This is a genomic window from Nitrosomonadales bacterium, from assembly GCA_016716325.1.
GTDB lineage: Bacteria > Pseudomonadota > Gammaproteobacteria > Burkholderiales > Gallionellaceae > Gallionella.
On sequence record JADJWO010000001.1, the window covers coordinates 869,141 to 889,317 of the forward strand.

The window sequence follows — 20,177 nt, forward strand, 5'->3', positions numbered from 1 at the left end:
AACTATAAAGTCCCGACAGGACGCAGCAACGTACGTCGGGTCTTGTCCTGCACCTGCCCGGCCAACTGACCGCACGCTGCCGCGATGTCGTCGCCGCGCACCTTGCGAATGGTGGTAACGATACCGGCCTGCATCAGGATATCGCGGAAACGCAACACCGTCTGCATGTCCGAACGCCGGTATGGCGCCTGCGGGAACGGGTTGAACGGGATCAGGTTGAACTTGCACGGCACGTCGCGCACCAGGCGGATCAGCTCGCGCGCGTCCTGTTCGCGGTCGTTCACGCCGGACAGCATCACATATTCGAAGGTCACGAAATCGCGCGGCGCCTTTTCCAGATAACGCTGGCACGCCGCCATCAGTTCTTTCAGCGGATATTTCTGGTTGATCGGCACCAGTTCGTTGCGCAACTCGTCGTTGGGTGCATGCAACGAGATCGCCAGCGCCACCGGACATTCGTCGCGCAGCCGGTCCATCGCCGGCACCACGCCGGAGGTGGACACCGTCACGCGACGGCGCGACAGGCCATAGGCATGATCGTCCAGCATCAGACGCAACGCGCCCACCGTATTGTCGAAGTTCAGCAACGGTTCGCCCATGCCCATCATCACCACATTGGTGACCGGCCAGTTGCCGTAGCGGCCCTGACACGGTGCGGCGGAGCCGTCAGGTGCGGGAAGGGCCGCCTGCGCCTCCTCCCGCAAACGGCCGCTACGCGGTAACGTGTCGGAGGCGTTGTCTTTGCCCAGTTCGTGGTTGGCCCACCACACCTGGCCGATGATCTCGGCAGTGGACAGGTTGCGGTTGAAACCCTGCTTGCCGGTGGAGCAGAACGCGCAATCCAGCGCACAACCTGCCTGCGTGGAGACGCACAAGGTACCCCTGCCCTCTTCCGGAATGAACACGGTCTCCACCGCATTGCCGGTGCCGACATCCAGCAGCCATTTGCGCGTGCCGTCGGTGGCGGTCTCTTCGCGCACCACGCTGGGCACTTGAATGCAGGCGGTCTGTTTGAGCTTTTCGCGAAGAGAGACCGCCAGGTCGCTCATCGCGTCGAAATCGGACTCCCCGGACTTGTAGATCCAGCGCAGCACCTGTTTGGCGCGAAAGGGCTTCTCGCCCTGTTCCGCGAACCAGTCGGTCAGTTGCTGCACATCAAGATCGAGGAGGTTCTGCATCAACCCGCAATCAACGAGAGTGGATGTTCTTGGAGGCAAAGAAGTAGGCGATCTCGATCTTCGCGTTGTCGGCGGAATCGGAGCCATGCACCGCGTTCGCATCGATGCTGTCGGCGAAGTCGGCACGGATGGTGCCCTTGTCTGCCTTCTTCGGATCGGTCGCGCCCATCAGGTCACGGTTCTTCAGGACGGCATTCTCGCCTTCCAGCACCTGGATCATCACCGGGCCGGAGATCATGAAATCGACCAAATCCTTGAAGAAAGGACGCTCCTTGTGCACCGCGTAGAAACCCTCGGCTTCCTTGCGGTTCAGGTGCCGCATCTGCGCGGCCACGATCTTCAGGCCGGCGTTCTCGAAACGGGAATAGATTTGGCCGATGACGTTCTTCGCGATTGCATCGGGCTTGATAATGGACAGGGTACGTTCGACAGCCATGCTACATTCTCCAGACTAGAGTTGATAAAAAATGGACCCGGCATTCTATCAGGCTTTGCCGGCGATGTCGCAGCCGGCCACCCCCGCCGGAGACGCTTCCGCCCCCCTGTTTTCTCCCCAATAGATACACCGCACCTACGCGTTCAGCCGCACCAGCGGATCCTGCACATAGAAGCGCGCCAATTGCCCGTAAACCGCCGGATAATTCTCCCGGAGCACATCGGGCATCTCGAAGAAATATTCGGAAAGAACGGCAAAGAACTCCGCCGGACTATCCGACGCATAGGGATCGATCGGGGTTTCCTCCCCGCCATCCACCCGGCGGCAGAAATCGTCATAGGCAGCCTGAAAATCGCGCGCCCATTCGTCGGGGCTCATCCCGGAATGCAGCGGCGGGCGGCCGTTCGCATCGCCGTTCCTCATGTCCAGCTTGTGGGCGAATTCATGGATCACGACGTTGAAGCCCTCGCCTTCGCCCGAGCATGCCACGTCCTGCCAGGACAACACCATCGGGCCGCCCTCCCACGCCTCGCCGCTACGCGCATGCCGGACATGGTGGACGACCCCATTCTCGTCCATCTGCTCGCCGTCATGGATGAACTCCCCTGGATAGACCACGATCTCCTTCCAGCCCTCGTACCAGCCATACCCCAGATTCAACACCGGCAACGCGGCAAAGATTGCGATGGCAGTAGCCATGCCGGCATCCATCTCCACCCCGCCCGCACCCGAGAACGCCTTGTCGGCCAGCAGGCTGGTAGCCAAATCACGCAGGCGAGTATTTTCTTCCGCTGTCAGCCCCTCAAACACGGGCAATTGCATGGCAGCCTGCCAGACACGCTCGTCCAATGCGACCGCGTCCTTTCCCATGCCGAACAGGCGGGCAAGCATGCCCAAAGGCGTGCGCTGATCGGGTTGATGTTTGTTTGATGGACTCATGGGCGCACCGTACCCCGCGCCCGTTGTGCGGTCAATATGCCGGACGCGTGACCGGAAAAAGGTTTGGGGGGGACACAAGCAAAAGGCCGGCGCGGCATGCATCACCGCGTCGGCCGGTTCGAATATCCCCCGGCAAAGCCGGGGGCTTTAGTTTGTGAGCCGCTCAAAGCGGCTTAACGGGGACGCTTACGTGGCCTCTATCGAATCAACCGCCCAGCCTCTCCAGCCCTTCCTTCAGCCCTGAGAACCCCTTCATCTGCTGGCCGCTACCCATGCCCACTTGGGAGAGGCCTTGTTGACCCTGCGAACCGTAAAGACCGAACGCTCCATAGTCCATGCCGGACTCCATCGCAATGCCATCGTCTGCACCGCCTTGTGCCAGGTGCTTGCTGAGCCGGTCGTTCATCCGCTCCCATTCCGTGCTGGCATCCCCGGAGATGCCCTTGGCGACATTCCGGTTCACCTGCCAGTCGGTCTGGCCTTCCGATGCACCATGCCGATCCAGCGTACTGAAAGACGCATACCGTTCGCTGGCGCTTTGCTCCTCGAACCAGGCGCGGATCAATTCTTCGCTGCGGCGGCTGTTGGAATTACCGCTGTCCTGCGAGGCGCCGCCGTCCTTGTTCTTTTGTGAATCGTGGAAGCGGTCGTCCTGCGCTTGCTCGTTCGAATGATCCGACGGTGATGAAGAGTGGCCGTTGCCACCCTGGTTGCCCGGATGTCCCGGCGAGGTGCCGTGGCCGTCATTGGAGTTGTGGTCGTGGCCCGGCGGCGGCGCGTCTTCGCCGTTGCCCACGCCTTCGTTGCCGCGACTGACCGAGATGCGGAAGACGGCCGAGGCGGACAGGCTGCCGGCCGTGCTGCCGGTGGCGGCCACCTTGTCGGTGGCAGTCACCTGCACATCCACACCGTCGGACTTTTTCGGGGCCTCGCCCGAGAAGGTTTGGGTGGCGGCATCGAAGTTGAGCCACTCCGGCAAGGCCGAACCGTCGGCCAGCGTCGCCGTGTAATCGAGCGTGTCGCCTTGGTCGATGTCGGTAAAGCTCCCGGCCGGCACCTGCCAGGAGAAGTGCTTGTCGCTCCTGAGGTTCTGATCGGCCAGCGGTGCGACCAGTATCGGCGCGTCGTTCGTCCCGCTCAGGAATACGTCCAGTACAGAAGCGATACCGACGATGCCGTCCGTCGCGGTGTAGCCGAACTGTTCGGCGACCCGCGCGTCGCGCCCCAGCGACTGAACCGCTGAGGCCGCCTGTCCTGAGCCTGTCGAAGGATCGAGCGAGTAGGTGTAGCTGCCGTCGGCATTCAGGGCGAGTTGGCCGTAGTTGCCTTGCCGGATACCCGCATCGGCAACCGTCAGCACCGTGCCTTGATCGACATCTGTGTCGTTGCCCAGCACGTTACCGGTGGCGGTGATGTTGAGGTCTTCCTGTACGGAGGTAGTGTCTGCGACGGTGACGGGTGCATCGTTGGTGCCGGTGATGGATACGGTCAACGCAGAAGGCGTTGAGGTGATGCCGTCGCTTGTCTGGTAGTCGAAGGTATCGGCAACCACTTGACCTTGTGCCAAGGACTGTACGCCGAGGGATGCATTGTCCAGAGCGTAGGCATAGCTGCCATCGGTATTCAGCAAGAGACTACCGTAACTCCCTTGGTATATTCCGGCATTCGCCACGCTCAGCACTGTGCCTTGGTCGACATCTGTGTCGTTACTCAGGACGTTGCCGGTGGCGGTGAGGCTGACATCTTCCTGAACGGCTGCCGCATCTGCGGTCACAACCGGGGCATCGTTCGTTCCAGTGATGGATACGGTCAACGCAGAAGGCGTTGAGGTGATGCCATCGCTTGTCTGGTAGTCGAAGGTATCGGTAACCACTTGACCTTGCGCCAAGCTTTGGACGCCCAGCGAACCGTTATCCAGAGAGTAGGTGTAGCTGCCATCTGTATTCAGCAAGAGACTGCCGTAACTCCCTTGGTATGTTCCGGCATTCGCCACGCTCAGCACTGCGCCTTGGTCCACGTCGGTGTCGTTGGACAGCACGTTGCCGGTGGCGATGATGGCAAGGTCTTCCTGAACGGCATTGGTATCTGCCGCAACTACCGGCGCGTCGTTCGTTCCAGTGATGGATACGGTCAGCATGGATGGCGTGGATACCAAGCCATCCGTTGTCTGATAAGCAAACGTATCGGTGACCGCCTGGCCTTGTGCGAGGCCTTGTACGCCGGGCGAGGCGTTGTCCAGCGCGTAAGAATAGCTACCATCCACATTCAGTGTGAGCTGACCGTAACTGCCTGCGAACACGCCGGCATTCGCCACGCTCAGCACTGTGCCTTGGTCGACATCTGTGTCGTTGACCAACACATTGCCTGTAGCAGTGATGTTGATATCTTCTTGAACGGCTGCCGTGGCTGCAATCACGACTGGCGCATCATTGGTTCCCGTGATACTGACCGTGAGTGACGAAGGTGTGGCGGTGATGCCATCCGTCGCTGCATAGCTGAATGTTTCAGTAACGACCTGGCCTTGTGCCAGCGATTGGACTGCGAGTGAACTGTTGTCCAGCGCGTAGGTGTAACTACCGTCCGCTTGCAAGGTGAGCTGACCGTACTGTCCGGCAAACACACCTGCATTCGTAGCTTGTAGCAAAGTGTCTTGATCCACATCCGAATCGTTGGCTAACACGTTACCCGTTGCTGTGATGTTGAGGTCTTCCTGTACAGTTGCGGTATCGGCAGTTACGACTGGCGCATCGTTGGTACCGGTGATGCTCACGGTCAGGGTCGATGGTGTAGAGGTGATGCCATCGCTTGTCTGGTAGTCGAAGGTGTCGGTAACCACTTGACCTTGCGCCAGTGACTGTACGCCGGGCGAGGCATTGTCCAGAGCGTAGGCATAGCTGCCATCGGCGTTGAGTGTGAGCGCGCCGAAATTGCCTTGGTAGGTTCCGGCGTTCGCCACGCTGAGAACCGTGCCTTGATCGACATCGGTGTCGTTACTCAGGACGTTGCCGGTGGCGGTCAGTGTCATATCTTCCTGCACTGCGGTCGTGTCCGCTTCCGTTACCGGCGCGTCGTTCATGCCCGCAATGGCCATACTGACCTGTGCAGTACTGGTCGCACCCGCCATGTCGCTCACGGTGTAGCTGAAGTTATCGGTTGCGGTCTGGCCTTGGCCCAGCGACTGGAACAGGGTTCCCGCATCGTATTGCACCTCGCCGTTCAGCAGCGATACCGCCGCACCGGAATCGGCCTGCGAGATGCCGACAATGTTGAGCATATCGCCGTGGATGAAGTCGGGATCGGTGTCGTTGGCCAGCAGGGTCGCGGCATCGAGCAGCACCGCACCGCCGTCTTCAATCGCCGCACCGCTATCGGCACTGGCGGTCGGTGCATCGTTGACGTTAGCGATGTTCAGGTTGAATGCGCTGGATGCACTCAATCCGCCCGTATCGGTGGCCGTCACCAGCACGTTCAGGCTGCCCACGTCCGCGTTGGTTGGTACGCCGCTGAAGGTCTGCGTCGCGGCATCGAAACTGAGCCAACTTGGCAATGCGGTGCCGTCGGCCAGGGTTGCGCTGTAACTGAGTACGTCGCCGTTGTCGATGTCGGTGAAAGTATCGGCTGGAACGATAAAGCTGAACGGCGCGTCCTCGTTGGTCTGCTGGCCGGCAACCGGGCTTGCGACGACCGGCGCATCGTTCGCACCGGCAATGGTCACCTCCACCGTAGCAGATGAAGTCAATCCAGCCGCATCGCTCACCGTGTAGCCGAAGCTGTCGCTTGCGGTCTGCCCTGCTCCCAGCGACTGGTAGCGGTCGCCGATGTCGAGCACCAGATTGCCGTTGGCATCCTGCATGACCGTATTGCCTTGTGCCGTGACCGCATCGAACGCGGAAACGGACAAGGTATCGCCGGCATCGGGATCGGTATCGTTAGCCAGCAGATCGGCGAAGGCCACGGTAGCAATGCCGTCATCCTCGGATACGGCGATCATGTCGGACGCTGCGATTGGTGCCGCATTCAAGCTGATCACATCCAGATTGAACAGGGCAGTAGCCGTCAAACCGCCCGTGTCAGTGGCGGTCACCGCCACATTCAGCACGCCGCCATCGCCGTTCCCCGGCGTGCCGCTGAAAGTTGCGGTTACCGCATCGAAGCTCAGCCATCCCGGCAACGGCGATCCATCGGCCAGTGTCGCGCTGTAGGTCAGGCTGTCGCCGTGGGTGAAATCCACGTCATTGAACACACCCATCGAGTTTGTTTTGGTCAACGTCTGGTTTGCCGTGCCGAATCCCGCATCGTTAAGCTGCGCGCGCAACTCGGTCTCGCTCAAGCCGTCCAGATTGCCGTTCTTGCCATAGAGATACGCCATGTCACCGCCGATGGCCGCCGTGTCCGAACCACCCAGCGAGAAGTCGGCCAGATGCGGCCCAAGCTGCCAACTGGTGATGCTCGGGTCTGCTGTCTGCGCAGCCTCGAACCGGTTCGCCAGCCCCACAAAATCGAACTGCTGGACGCGCCTGTTCAATAACGGATCGGATGAATTGGGATCGAAGCCGGACATCGCTTCGGTGATGACCTGTAACGTGCTGATCGCCTTGTTGTCCTGCCACGAAGCGTCGAACCAGCTTTCGAAGTAGATGGACTCGCCATTGCCCAGATTCAATATCAGGCCGTCCCATGCATCGCGCTCAAACGACATATCCGCATAAGCGATTCCGCCGCCCAGCGACACCGTATCGGTACGCTCCGCCAGCGTTACGCCGTTTTCCGAATAATTCGACCCGTACCAGTCGTTGCCGTCGCCCCGATTGAACAACACCACGTCGTTGCCGTCGTCACCGATCACATCGTCGTTGCCCGCACCGCCGATCAACAAGTCGTTCGAGATCGAGGCATTGAGGCCATCGCCGTCCGCCCCGCCCGCCAGCAGATCGTTGCCGGAATCGGAATAGCTCCTGTCCGCATACAAGGTGTCCCAGCCGCTGCCGCCATTGAGAATATCGCTTCCCGTGCCGCCGATCAGATAGTCATCATCAGTTCCGCCCACCAGCACATCGTCGCCGCTATCACCCGACACCCAGTCTTCCCCGGCCAATGCCTTGATGGTGTCATTACCTTCCGTGCCGTCAATTTCGTCGTCGCCCGGTGTGGCTGCCGGAGCGGGGGTAAGCATGGCGACAATGTCATTCACGCCCCATACCGTACCGTCTGCAAACACGAGCTGCTCGACCTTCGCGGCATCGTGATTGAACCAGAAATTCACTCTCAGGCTGTCGTTCGTACCGTTAATGCCGAGTACCAGTCCGCCCATAGGATCTTCGTACGCCGTAATGTCGCCGGGTGAGACATCCGCTGCAAACTGCACCTTATCGACGTTGCCCGGAGTCCCGTCCCATTCGTAAACGACATCCTGCCCGTAGCCGCGCCCGAAGATATAAGTGTCGTTCCCCAGATCGTCTTCAAGGACATCGTTACCCGCGCCGCCGTCCAGCGTGTCGTTGCCCGCATCGCCGTACAAATTGTCATTGCCATCGCCGCCGATTAGCATGTCATCGCCAATACCGCCATTCAGGAAATTGGTGATGCCGGTACCGGTGTCGCTCGCATCGTTCATGAAACCATCTTCGATATTCCTGCCCGGCAAGGTATAGCTGTACACCTGCCCGGCCGTTGCAGACTGGTCTGCCAAAGGGATATCCGCCGTTGGCGCATGATTGATGATCGCATCGATGGCGACGACGCTCCCGTCGGCAAACTCCATCGAACTGATGCTCGACGTAACTTCCGGGTTGAACCACCCCTGAACCGTCAGCGAGGTATCCGTTCCCCTGATGGCGATGGTCAGGTCGTTGTTGTCCGCTCCCGACCGCGAAGTCACGAGGTCATCCGCGACGATGCCGGATGCGAATACGATCTTGTCCACCGATCCGGGATCGAAAGTTTCCATGATCGTATCCTGCCCGCCATTGGCACCGAACACATAGGTATCGCTGCCCGCGCCGCCCATCAGCACATCATTGCCGGAGCCTCCGTTCAGGACATCATTGCCCGCCCCGCCGTCGATCCGGTCATTGGTATTGGTACCCGTCAGATTGTCGTCCGCTGCGGTTCCCGCAATATCGAAGCCGCGCTCCAGTAACTGGGCGTAGCTCAGCGTTGTGCCATCGGCAAACTGGAAGCTCTCGATGATCGGAGTGGCATAAACATCATTAGGGTCGAAACCCTCGATATGGATGGTGTTCCCATTGCCCATGTCGAGCTTGAGCGAACCCAGCCCCAGTGTGATCTGCGTAGCATTGATCCCAGCCCCGAACAGCAAAGTGTTGCTATCGCCATTGGCATTACTGTCGAATATGTGATCTACACCATCGCCCAGGTTGTAAACGTAAGTATCGTTGCCACTGCCGCCGCGCAACACGTCATCACCCGCACCGCCATTCAAGGCATCGTTGCCGCCGCTGCCATACAGCGTATCGTCGCCACCCCAGCCGATCAGCGTGTCGTTGCCGTTTCTTCCGCCGAGCGTGTCTATACCCTCTGTTCCCTCAAGATACATATCCAGCGGCGGCGCCAGCGCGATCAACTCCTGCATACCAACCACCGAACCGTCGGAGAATTTAATCTGCTCAACCCCGAAACCCAGCGGGTCGTCCGCATTCGGCACCACCAACCGCACCTGGCTCGCGCCATTGTTCCAACTCAAGTCCAGCGTGGTACGTCCGGCCTCCTGCCCCCATGCCAGCGTCAGCTCGGCCAGCGAAATTCCCGCTGTAAATTCCACCGTATCCACGGGAATCATTCCGGCATCGTAAAGCGGCTGCAAAGCGGCGTAGTCGTTGGCGGCGGGCCGCTCCAGCGGAGGCAATGGCGCAATGTAACGCAGGATTGAAGGATCTGTCAGAACCGCAGCTTTGGCATCCGGCCACGCCCAAGGTGCCCAGTCGTACAACTGCGGATCGGGAAAAGTATCGACCGTCGAATGTGGGTCGCGCAGCCAATCCGCCACGGCGGCACCAACCATTTCATCGCTAGAAGAATCAAACAAGTTGCCCGGCAAAAAATATTGCCCGCCATAGTTTTCACGCTCCTGCCAATCGGCAATTCCGCGCGAGCCGTAATACCAGTCCTTGTATGCGATTTCCGAATCGCCCGTATCGCCGATCAGATCGACACCGGTTTGCGCGGGGTCGATCAAATAGCGTGATGCGCCCCGATCCCCATAGCGCAATACAAGATGACCAAAATCATCATATATCCAATAGTCGTTGCCATTGGCTCCATCCATCGTATCGTTGCCCGCCCCGCCGACCAGCACGCTGCCGTTCGTGAGCGTGTCATTGCCATTGCCCCCATACATGGCCATGCCACCGTTCAGCACATCATTCCCCTCCCCGCCAAACTGCATCCCGCCGCCACTCAGCGTGTCGTCGCCCGCGCCACCGTCAATTACTGCGTATTGGTTATTCCATGCAGTGATGGTGTTATCCGATATGCCGCCGATGATTTCCTGAAGGTTATAAGTCTCGTTCCGCGTCCACAGGCTCGCATCCACGCTCCCGTTGACCGTCTGCCAAGAGGGGTAGACCGCCTGGACGAGTCCGTCCTGCAATGCCTGATAGCTGCTGAATTCGTTGAGGATCTCGGTACTGCCGATCACCTGCCCGGTACTGTCGGTAATCGTTCCGTAGGTTGTCGTGGCTGTGCTGCCGGTTTGAACGTTGTACGGCTGGCCCGACCAGGAAAGCTGTGCCTTGACGGCTTGGGTCGAAGAAGATTGTGACCACCCCTGGGTCGCGCTGATCGTCGCCGCGTCGCTGCTCAGGATGTCGTCCTGCAAGGTTACCCGTCCGTCGAGCAACTGGGGCTGTCCGTTCCAGCTGTACGTTGCGTTCTGATTGGAATAGGTGTTCACAAATGTCGTGTTGATGCCGTTGACGGTGTAAGTCGTGGTGATGATGTTGGTGCCGTTCGAGATCGTTTTGGTTACAGAGGAGCCGACAGCAGATGTTTTTAATGTGCCGTCCGCCTGCCATTGGTATCCCTGCGCCAGGTAACCGCTGGCGATGTTGGTCTTGGTAGCCGCGAAGAAGTCGTCCCGTAGCGCGCTGTACTCGTCCTGATTCGTCGCATTGAGCACGTCTGCGATGGTTTGTTGCGCGCCTGCGCTGTCCTGCACCGTCCAGTCCTGCGGTGCGGTGTAGTAGTCCCGGATCGTCATGCCCTGATCCGTGCCGCGTATCGTCAGCAGCAGGTCGTTGCCGCTTTGCGTGGCGCGCAAGTCGTTGAAGGCCATGCCGGCCTGAAGTTCAATGACATTGCCGCCGAGCGATGCGTCGATAACCGTGTCCTGCCCCATGCCGAAGCCGAAGCGATAAGTGTCCAGTCCCTCGCCGCCGATGAGGGTGTCTTCGCCCGCGCCGCCGTCCAACGTATCGTCGCCCACTCCACCATTGAGGATATCGCTGCCGAGCCCGGCAGTCAGAATATCGTTTCCGCCCCCGCCATGGAGCTCATTGTTCCCGCTGTCGGCGACCAGATAATCCGCGCCGTCTCCACCGTCCAGGTAGTTATTGCCCCCCGCCGCCGAGAGCGTGTCGTTGCCCGCGCCCGCATAGAGTTCGTTGTTGCCGCCGTCGGCGATCAGGGTGTCCGCGCCGTCCCCACCGTCCAGCGTGTTGTTTCCGCCGGTGGCCTGCAATGTGTCGTCGCCCGTCCCGGCATATAGTTCGTTGTTGATGCCTTCTGCATACAGGGTGTTGTTGCCGTCGCCCGCATCGAGATAATTGCCGTCGCCCCATGCGGCAAGATCGTCGTTGCCGGTTCCGGCGAACAGGGCGTTGTTGCCGCCTGACGCCTCCAGGATATTAGTACCGTCGCCCGCATCGAGGGTGTTGCCGCCGCCCCATGCCGAAAGATTGTCGTTGCCCGCCCCGCCCACCAGGGTGTTGTCGCCGCCGTCCGCCGCGAGGGTGTCGTCGCCCGCGCCACCGTCCAGCGTGTTGCCGCCGCCCGCTGCGGAAATGTCGTCGTTGCCCGCGCCGCCGTGGAGCGCGCTGCCGGGGCCGCCGCTGTTGAGGATGTCGTTGCCGTCGCCGCCGTCCAGATAGTTCGCCCCCGCTTCGCCGTAGAGCTTGTCGGCGCCCGCGCCGCCGATAAGCACATCGTTGCCGTTGCCGCCCCACAGGGTGTCGTTGCCGTCTCCGCCGTCGAGGTAGTCGTCGTCTTCCGCGCCCCACAGGGTGTCGTCGCCCGCTCCCCCGAAAATGATGTCGTTGCCGCCTTCTCCGTCCAGCGTGTCGTTGCCGCCTTCACCGTACACCACGTCGCTGCCCGATCCCGCCCAGACGCGGTCGGCGCCAGCTCCGGCGTAGATGATGTCGCTGCCGGCGGCGGGCGAGTTGCCGGGGGCGTATTGGATGACGGGCTGGAACAGTGCGCCCCCGTCGGCTTGGGGGGTGACGCTCCAGTTGAAGGTTTCGGCGCTGCTGTGATACCAGTTGGCGCTGCCGATCTGATAGCGCGGGTCGGCTTCGGGGATGTATTGCGGGATGTAGTCGGCGTCGCCGAGGATGTGGTCGTCGCCCGCGCCCGCGATCAGCAGGTCGCTGCCTTCGCCGCCGGAGAGCACGTCGTTGTCCGCTCCGGAGACGAGGGTGTCGTCGCCCGTGCCGCCCGCGAGCCAGTCGCCCTTGAGGCCGGTTGCGCTATCGGTGTTGCCGTTGGCGATGGCTTGGTCGGTGGCGATCTGGGCATCCGCGAACAGGCGGTCGTTGTCGCCTCCCCCGATAACGATGTCCGAGCCGCTGCCGCCTTCGACGAGGTCGTTGCCGGCATCGCCGTGCAGGTAGTCGGAACCTGTGCCACCTTCAATCCGGTCGTCGCCCGCACCACCGCCGACATCGTCGTTGAGTTCGCCGCTCATGATGTGGTCGTTGCCCGCAGTGCCGCCGAGGATGTCTTCGTAGACTCCGGCTGTTCCTATGGGGTTTCCGTTGGCATCCACCGCAGCCTGGATGCCCGCCTTGGCGGGGTCGGTATCGGTGGGGAGGATGTCGCCGGTGATGGTGGTGGTAGATGAAGGGGCGGGTGCGACAGGCGCGGCGCCCAGCGTCAGGCCGAGATCGCCCGCCCGGTAGTTGAGTATCTTGAAGGCGTTGTCCACCAGCAATGTCGCGCCTTCCGCCGCGTTGATGTCGCCGGACAGCACAGAGTAGCTGTGCTTGTTGCCCGCCGCGTCGGTGCTGGTGTAGGTCTTGCCGTCGCCTTTCATTTCGCCCGCACCCAGGGTCTGGCCGTTGATCTGGATGCTGCCTTGCCCGTCGGTGTCGAGGATGGTGTCCAGCCCGTCGGTTCCCAACAGGTCGCTGTTCCAGACGTAGGTGTCGCTGCCTGCGCCGCCTTCGAGGTAGTCGTTTCCGCCGTTGCCTTGCAGGGTGTCGTTTCCGTTCATGCCGTAGAGGCGGTCGGTATCGCCGCTGCCTTCAAGGGTGTCGGCAGCCTGGCTGCCGAAGATGATCTGGTGGTCGTAGAGGCTCAGTCCCTTGCCGTCGATGGCGAGGGTGAGCGGATTGCCTGCGGTTTTGAGGGTGTGGTCGATGTAGTCCCAGTTGCCGGAAACCGTGTTGCTGTCCCATTGCTCGGCGTAGGGCTTGTCGCCGAGAGTGGTGATCACATCGTTGTCGTCGTGCTGGCCGCTGTCGTAGTTTGTTTTCCAGTTGAGGTAGGCGGCACGGTCGGCGAGGTATTCGCCCGTGAGGCTGCCGGTGCCAGTTGCCGCGTCGTACAGGTCGAGTTCGCCGCTGACGTTGTGATGGATGCTGTAATCAACACCAGTCACAACAAATGGGTTGCCGTTGACGAGGGCATAGCGGTAGGCGACGGCATCTGCGGTGCTGGCCTTGGTCTGGCCAAGAATGTTCGCGCCATTCACCATTTCCAAATGCAATGCGGGATTAGCCTTGACCGCATTTTCCAGCACGATCAGTTTGTCGTAAAAGTCGCGCCGTCCGTCGATGTTGCCCGTGCCGATGCCGATCAGCCCGGAGGCGTTGTCGTATTTAACGTCCACGTTGATGAGATCAACGGCGCCACCCTGAAACAGCTTGTAGAGTTCCTCCACAAGGGTTTCCATCGTGTCCGGGATTGCGTTCGATACGTTCTCGAGCAGGCGGTTAACGTTGCCACTGGCGACGAACGTGTCGTTCATGCGGTAGATCAACGCATGCAATGCGAGACTGTCCATCAGCGGTTCGATCATGTGGCTGTTGCGCTCGGTGGCGATCATGGTTTCGTAACCGAATGCCTGCGCCCCGGTGATGACGCTGGGTACGATATTGACATCGGGAAAGCCGTCGATGTCTTCGCTTTCCAGCGTATGGATAGTGGCGCTGTTAAAGCTCGCCGCCGGTGGGCTAGGTAGATAGCTTCCCGCGAGGCTGACGAATTCATCTGTGAGTTGCAGTGCTGCGTTGCCCAATGCGGACGACGCTAATCCCAATGCCGGGTTCAATCGCCCAACAAGCAGCGAAGCGAAATCTGCCGTGGTCGGGTCAAAGCCCGGCGCGTTATATGTATAGGCATCGCTAACCAAATCGGGAAACAGCCGCGCCGCCATCGCCGCCAGATGCCCGCCTAGGCTGTGGCCGGTGACAGTGATTTTTTCTCCGGGGGCGATGAGGCCGAGCCCGTTCGCTCTGGTCACGGTTTCGGTCAGGTAGAGATAGCCTTTGATCGGGTCATTGGGACTAGCCCGCAAGGGTATGTAGTTCCCGCTCGCCGGTTGCGTCGCCGAAAACTCCAGCACGTATTGCTTGACCAGGTAATCCGTCTTATCCGCCTGCATTTGCAGAATGTAGTTCATCATCGAGACGGTCTGGCCCATCGCCAGCCCCAGAAAACCGATCTGGCCTAGGTCGGCTTTGAGCAGGTCACCGCTAAGCGACAAACTCGGTTCGGTACCGCGTATGGCGAGGACTTTTTCCGTTACGCCATTGGCATCGGTACGCTGGAACAAGGTGGCGGCGAAGCCTTCGGCGTCGTTGCCGTGATAGCCGCCTGGAGGGATGGTCCATGGGTTTGGATTGGCGCTCGCATCAAACTTAAACATCTGATCTGCCAACTTGAGAGGAAGCCGCTCTTGTTTATTCGCTTGAAATGCAATTCGATCTCCCGCAAGGGTTGGCTCCTCTTCCAACAGAACATAAGCGGCGGTAGCGAGTTTGGCATATTCGTAGTAATCGAGTACGTTCGACATGATGATCTCCTGTTAGTGAGCTACGGGTTTCAGTGCGGCATTTGGTAGATGTTCTGGTGGTCTGACATCGCAATATGTCTTGGCTAGCCCCCAAAATAATCGCCAGGAGCCTTCGGCAACATTGATGGTGCGTCTGTAATCTGTCTCGCGCGCAATGGCTTCTCCGGTTTCTGAATCAATCACGACCATCTCTAATTTCTCCATCTTCCAGCCTATGCGTTCTTCTGTTTTGTAGGGCGTAGGTTGATAGGCAAATTTGTAGTGGTAGCGGGCGGCGGGGCGGTCAAGAGGAGTTACTTTCCATTGGCCATCAACAAATTCAATATGCTCGACATTTCCCTGCATGCCCTTATGTTCCATAAAGTGATAGCCGTACTGCTTTATCAATTCATAGCCACCATTTCCGGTGTCGTCATAAAACCCCTCCACCTCCACCTTCTTGTACACATGCACCCCGGCATCCTTGCAGGCAAGCTCGAAGTTTCTGGCGATCCAGTATTCCTCCGCCCACGGTGCGGCAAGCAGGACAAAAGCGACAGGCCCAACCGCAGCCCATCGCCATCGGAACCGCTTCAGCAACTTGCCCAGCGGCCACACGATGAGCAACAGAACCAGCGCCGAATAAACGGCGATGATCCCCGCGCCAACGATTCCAATCTGGTAGTTCATGCCGCCATCCTCCCTTCCGCGTCGTTCGCCGCCACGAGCGTCTCCATCGTGTCCGGAATTGTGTTCGATGCGTTCTGGAATAGTTCCTTGATACTGCCGCTTGTTGTAAAAGTATCGTTCATGCGGTACAGCAATGCCTGCAACGCAAGGCTGTCCATGAGCGGTTCGATCATGTGACTGTTACGTTCGACCGTAACCATGGTTTCGCTGCCGAAGACTTGCGCACCCGTGATAACACTGGGGACGATATTGGCATCAGGGGAGCCGTCGATATCTTCGCTTTCCAGCGTGTGGATAGTGGCGCTGTTAAAGGTCGCCGCCGGTGGGCTAGGTAGATAGCTTCCCGCGAGGCTGACGAATTCATCTGTGAGTTGCAGTGCTGCGTTGCCCAATGCGGACGACGCTAATCCCAATGCCGGGTTCAATCGCCCAACAAGCAGCGAAGCGAAATCTGCCGTGGTCGGGTCAAAGCCCGGCGCGTTATATGTATAGGCATCGCTAACCAAATCGGGAAACAGCCGCGCCGCCATCGCGGCAAGATGTCCGCCCAGGCTGTGGCCGGTGACAGTGATTTTTTCTCCGGGGGCGATCAGGCCGAGGCCGTTCACTGTGATCGCGGATTCGGCTAGGTAGAGATAGCCTTTGATCGTGTCGGTGGGGCTGGCTTGCAGGGGGATGCATAGGCCATTCGCCGGTTGCGTTGTCGTAAACTCCAGGGCGTATTGCTTGACCTGAGTATTCGTCGTATCTGCCTGCATTTGCAGGATGTAGTTCATCATCGAGACGGTCTGGCCCATAGCGAGTCCGAGGAATCCGATCTGGCCGAGGTCGGCTTTGAGCAGGTCGAGACCGCCGCTGACGAACGGTTCGGTGCCGCGGATGGCGAGGACTTTTTCTGTTGCGCCGCCGATGTTGGTGCGCTGGAACAAGGTGGCGGCGAAACCTTCGGGGTCGTTGCCGTGGTAGCCGTTCCGGTCGGGGCCAAAGTCGGGGATGGTCCAAGGGGTGCTGCCAACTGCATCAGGTGAGTTGCTATCAAATGTTTGATTAGCCAGTCTCTCAGGGAGACGCTTCTGATCATTTGCTTGGAAGGCAATCCTATCCCCTGCTAGCGATGGCTCACCTTCCAGTAAAACATAAGCGGCGGTAGCGAGTTTGGCATATTCATAGTAATCGAGTACGTTCGGCATGATGATCTCCCTAGTTGTGAGTCAATGGTTTAAATGCGGCACGCGGTAAACGTTCTGTCGGCGCTAAATCACAATAGGTCTGGGCTAATCCCCAGAACAGACGCCATGAGCCTTCGGCAATATTGATGGTGCGGCGATATTGAGTGTCTCTGGCAATGATTTCGCCGGTTTCCGAATCAACCACAATAGTTCCCAGCTTTTCCAGTTTCCAGCCGATGCGTTCCTCTTGCTTGTAGGGCGTGGGATGGTAGGCGTATTTGTAGTGGTAGCGGGCGGTGGGGCGGTTAAGAACGGTGTAGTAAACACCGTCTGGATGCCTCTCGACATGCCACGCCCTGCCATCGGAAAGCAAATATTCTTTAAATCCATAACCGTCCCTATCCCACTCCAATAATCTGGGAGCATCGTTGTAAAGCAGCTTGGGTTCTGCTGAACTTTTTTCAGGCCTGGAGGACGTTCCGGTTGCATCAACAAACCCCTCCACCTCCACCCTCTTGTACACATGCACTCCCGCGTCCTTGCAGGCCAGCTCGAAGTTGCGGGCAATCCAGTATTCCTCCGCCCAAGGCGCGGCAAGCAAGACAAATGCGACAGGACCGATCACCCGCCATCGCCAACTGAAACGCTTCAACAACTTGCCCAGCGGCCAGACGATGAGCAACAGAACCAGCGCCGAATAAACGGCGATGATCCCCGCGCCAACGATTCCAATCTGGTAGTTCATGCCGCCATCCTCCCTTCCGCATCATTCGCCGCTTCACCTTGCAGAAGGTCCGCGCCGTCTCCACCGATCAGGGTGTCATTGCCTTCGTAGCCTCTGAGGTAGTCGTCTCCGGCTCCACCATCCAGGTAGTCGTTGCCGTGGGCGGTGGGTGCGATCTGGTCCGAGTCGCCAAAGAGTTTGTCGTTGCCGGCTCCGCCTAGGATGATGTCGTTGCCCGCGCCGCCCGCGAGGATGTCGCCGTCCTGGTTGCCTTGCAACAGGTCGTTGCCCGCGCCCGCGCCGCCCGACAGCACATTGTTGCCGTCGTTGCCGAGGATATAGTTGTCCAGCACGTTCCCGGTGCCGTCGATGTTGTCGGTGCCGGTCAGGACGAGGTTCTCGACATGGTTGCCCAGCGTATAGCTGATCGAGCTTTGCACCTTGTCGCTGCCCTCGTTGACGTATTCCGTGACAGCAATTAAAGGGGTCAGTATCACATTATGTTTTTGCATTTCTCGTCTCCTGTTCAAAATCCAAAATCAGATTGATCCTCAATTTGCTCACTCTGCTCGTGCTTGACTATCGGCCTACCCGGCCTTCTTTGCGCACGCCTCACGCCAACAGCAGCACACATCATCTCGCTGAACCGCTCACTCCCCAGCGGCTGACCCTGTGCCAGTGCGAGGCGTATGTCTGCTAATGCCTCATCATCCAGTTCACTGCGAAACAGCGCGCGATAGGCAGCCAGCCTGTCACCTTCATTCTTTCCCAACTCAAGGTATAGCGGGTGCGGCGCGATGCGTTCATCCACCTGCCCCAAACCGTTGTGCCGATAGCTTGACCAGCGATACTGCGCCGGGTCATTCACCATGTTTGCGCGCACCGGATTGAGTTCGATGTAGCGCATACAGGTCAGCAGATATTCTTCTACCTGGACCAGACCGGATTTGAATCGCCCTTCCCACAAGCTGCCTGTGCGGTGATAGCTGCGGTTGATGTATTGCACGTAGCGTCGCCCGATGGATTGCATCAGCTTGGCAATCCCGTCCGGCTTTTCCGAAGTCAGCAGCAAATGCACATGGTTGGTCATCAGCACATAGGCGTGAATGGCACAGTGCCAATCGGCAGCCGATTTCTTTAGCCAGTGGAGGTAACAGTGATAGTCCTCCTCGGCAAAGAAGCACGGCTCGCGATTGATTCCGCGCTGCACGACGTGCTGCGGTACATCGGCTAACTTAATGCGCGGGCGACGTGGCATGGCTGTTTAGAAAGTATTGTGATGCTGACCCCTTTAATCAGTGCTGGAACCCAGCCAACTGCCGGTCTTGTAGTAGGGGGATAGCAGGATCCAGGTGTCGGCGGGGTTGGGATTGGTTACACCGAAAATATCCTTCGCCAAAAATTCTGGCACGCGCTCTTGGCTAATTGCTGCCTTTACAATCGTGCCAATATCGAATGGATTTCCGTTGTTAATTTTCTCTGCACTTAAGTCGATATAGGCAGCCTGAGACAGCTTTGCGTAGGTGTAGTAAGTTTCCAGAATATTCATGTTCGTTCCCCTTCAATTCAATTATTTTGATTGCTTCGGAATTAAAACCTTTGATTCAAAATTGTAAGTTGACTCACCTTGACAACCCACGTCCCCGCCAGTACCAAACCAGCGATAAACAAACATCCTGTCCAGCCATCCGTGTAGTGGGTTGAACAAATTCCACTCTGCAAGAGTTTCCCCAGATATTCGATTGCGCACAACGTAGCGGCTGGCTTCAATGTCACGTTCTTTATCAACATGCCACTGTTCATAAATAATTTCATTAGCTGCTGTAGGCTGTTCCAGACGGATTCGAGAAATAGTTCCGTCAGATTGTTTCTCGTAACGATCCCAGTAGTAGCTGCCATCGACTTTGAGCTGAGGTGACTCGATGAATTTGTAAAGGCTTTGGCGTAATGTGATTTCACTACCGCTATCAACATATCCATCCACCTCCACCGTCCTGTAAATATGCAACCCCGCACTGGGACAAACCTTCGCCATCGCCAGCGAGTTATAAGTCACATCGCCCAGCGGTATGGCATACGCCAGCAGCAGAGTGAACATCATCAGCCCCGCCTTTCCTGCCCCCCGCCATCGCGGACTTCGCCATATTCGCCGCAACACCCACAACACAAAGGGCAGGTAAAAAACGATCAGGACAAATACCGATGGGGCTGTGATGTAGAGCTTCATGCTGCCACCCTCCCTTCCGCATCGTTCGCCGCCTTTCGCCACTCCGGGCTGAAAGGCGAACCTGTCACGCTGGAAGAAACAACCTCAATCAAAGGGGTCCGAATCAAAGGGGTCAGCCTCGCATTAAGTTTTCTCATCTCAATTCTCCAATTCAAAACCCAAAATCACTTTGATCTTCAACCCGCCCACTCTGCTCGCGCTTTACCACCGGCCTGCCCGGCTTTCTTTGCGCACGCCGCACACCGACTGCAGTGCACATCATCTCGATGAACCGTTCGCTTCCCAGCGGTTGCCCCTGTGCCAGTGCAAGCCGTATATCCGCTATCGCCGCATCATCCAGTTCACTGCGAAACAGCCCACGATACTCAGCCAGTCGTTCAGTCTCTTCCTTGCCCAACGCCAGATACAGCGGGTGCGGGGTAATGCGTTCGTCCGTTTGTCCCAGTCCGTTATGCCGATAACTCGACCAGCGATATTGCGCCGGGTCGCTCACCATGTTGGCGCGCACCGGGTTGAGTTCGATGTAGCGCATGCACAGCTAAAGGGGTCAGCATCGCATTAAGTTTTTTCATATTGCATCTC

At 58.7% G+C, this 20,177-nt stretch carries 12 protein-coding genes; all 12 read right to left on the bottom strand.

The window, feature by feature from the left end:
• Positions 1-2: 2 nt before the first annotated feature.
• Positions 3-1,178 carry a radical SAM protein gene (locus IPM27_04100; protein MBK9160733.1) on the bottom strand — a complete coding sequence of 392 codons (1,176 nt, stop codon included), beginning with the start codon at positions 1,176-1,178 and terminating at the stop codon, positions 3-5.
• A gap of 10 nt (positions 1,179-1,188) precedes the next feature.
• Positions 1,189-1,614, bottom strand: a complete 426-nt coding sequence (gene ndk, locus IPM27_04105; GenBank protein MBK9160734.1) for a nucleoside-diphosphate kinase — start codon at positions 1,612-1,614, stop codon at positions 1,189-1,191.
• 135 nt (positions 1,615-1,749) lie between these two features.
• On the bottom strand, positions 1,750-2,505 hold the full coding sequence (locus IPM27_04110; GenBank protein ID MBK9160735.1) for a zinc-dependent peptidase: 756 nt from the start codon (positions 2,503-2,505) through the stop codon (positions 1,750-1,752).
• A gap of 253 nt (positions 2,506-2,758) precedes the next feature.
• Positions 2,759-14,659, bottom strand: coding sequence for a tandem-95 repeat protein (locus IPM27_04115; protein MBK9160736.1), 11,901 nt, complete (start codon positions 14,657-14,659; stop codon positions 2,759-2,761).
• Between the two features lie 159 nt (positions 14,660-14,818).
• Positions 14,819-15,475, bottom strand: coding sequence for a hypothetical protein (locus tag IPM27_04120; GenBank protein ID MBK9160737.1), 657 nt, complete (start codon positions 15,473-15,475; stop codon positions 14,819-14,821).
• On the bottom strand, positions 15,472-16,665 hold the full coding sequence (locus tag IPM27_04125; GenBank protein MBK9160738.1) for a hypothetical protein: 1,194 nt from the start codon (positions 16,663-16,665) through the stop codon (positions 15,472-15,474). Before IPM27_04125 ends, IPM27_04120 begins: the two co-directional genes overlap by 4 nt.
• A gap of 10 nt (positions 16,666-16,675) precedes the next feature.
• The gene (locus IPM27_04130) at positions 16,676-17,389 is read right to left on the bottom strand and encodes a hypothetical protein (GenBank protein MBK9160739.1); all 714 of its coding nucleotides are present in this window, start codon (positions 17,387-17,389) and stop codon (positions 16,676-16,678) included.
• The gene (locus tag IPM27_04135) at positions 17,386-17,880 is read right to left on the bottom strand and encodes a hypothetical protein (GenBank protein MBK9160740.1); all 495 of its coding nucleotides are present in this window, start codon (positions 17,878-17,880) and stop codon (positions 17,386-17,388) included. The genes IPM27_04130 and IPM27_04135 overlap by 4 nt, the downstream gene beginning before the upstream one ends.
• Positions 17,881-17,894: 14 nt before the next feature.
• Entirely contained in the window at positions 17,895-18,626 is a 732-nt protein-coding gene (locus IPM27_04140) for a transposase (GenBank protein ID MBK9160741.1), read from the bottom strand.
• A gap of 33 nt (positions 18,627-18,659) precedes the next feature.
• Positions 18,660-18,917: a hypothetical protein gene (locus tag IPM27_04145; protein ID MBK9160742.1), complete on the bottom strand. Its 258-nt coding sequence runs from the start codon at positions 18,915-18,917 to the stop codon at positions 18,660-18,662.
• A gap of 21 nt (positions 18,918-18,938) precedes the next feature.
• Entirely contained in the window at positions 18,939-19,595 is a 657-nt protein-coding gene (locus IPM27_04150) for a hypothetical protein (GenBank protein MBK9160743.1), read from the bottom strand.
• A 151-nt stretch (positions 19,596-19,746) separates the two neighbouring features.
• On the bottom strand, positions 19,747-20,127 hold the full coding sequence (locus tag IPM27_04155; GenBank protein MBK9160744.1) for a hypothetical protein: 381 nt from the start codon (positions 20,125-20,127) through the stop codon (positions 19,747-19,749).
• Positions 20,128-20,177 lie beyond the last annotated feature (50 nt).

Excerpts from the sequence above, each read along its gene's own strand:
- IPM27_04130 (MBK9160739.1), bottom strand. The coding sequence starts at position 17,389 with ATGAACTACCAGATTGGAATCGTTGGCGCGGGGATCATCGCCGTTTAT.
- IPM27_04145 (MBK9160742.1), bottom strand. The coding sequence starts at position 18,917 with ATGAATATTCTGGAAACTTACTACACCTACGCAAAGCTGTCTCAGGCT.
- IPM27_04140 (MBK9160741.1), bottom strand. The coding sequence starts at position 18,626 with ATGCCACGTCGCCCGCGCATTAAGTTAGCCGATGTACCGCAGCACGTC.
- IPM27_04150 (MBK9160743.1), bottom strand. The coding sequence starts at position 19,595 with ATGAAGCTCTACATCACAGCCCCATCGGTATTTGTCCTGATCGTTTTT.
- IPM27_04125 (MBK9160738.1), bottom strand. The coding sequence starts at position 16,665 with ATGCCGAACGTACTCGATTACTATGAATATGCCAAACTCGCTACCGCC.
- IPM27_04110 (MBK9160735.1), bottom strand. The coding sequence starts at position 2,505 with ATGCTTGCCCGCCTGTTCGGCATGGGAAAGGACGCGGTCGCATTGGAC.
- IPM27_04120 (MBK9160737.1), bottom strand. The coding sequence starts at position 15,475 with ATGAACTACCAGATTGGAATCGTTGGCGCGGGGATCATCGCCGTTTAT.
- IPM27_04115 (MBK9160736.1), bottom strand. The coding sequence starts at position 14,659 with ATGTTTAAGTTTGATGCGAGCGCCAATCCAAACCCATGGACCATCCCT.
- IPM27_04155 (MBK9160744.1), bottom strand. The coding sequence starts at position 20,127 with ATGCGCTACATCGAACTCAACCCGGTGCGCGCCAACATGGTGAGCGAC.
- IPM27_04135 (MBK9160740.1), bottom strand. The coding sequence starts at position 17,880 with ATGCAAAAACATAATGTGATACTGACCCCTTTAATTGCTGTCACGGAA.
- IPM27_04100 (MBK9160733.1), bottom strand. The coding sequence starts at position 1,178 with ATGCAGAACCTCCTCGATCTTGATGTGCAGCAACTGACCGACTGGTTC.
- ndk (MBK9160734.1), bottom strand. The coding sequence starts at position 1,614 with ATGGCTGTCGAACGTACCCTGTCCATTATCAAGCCCGATGCAATCGCG.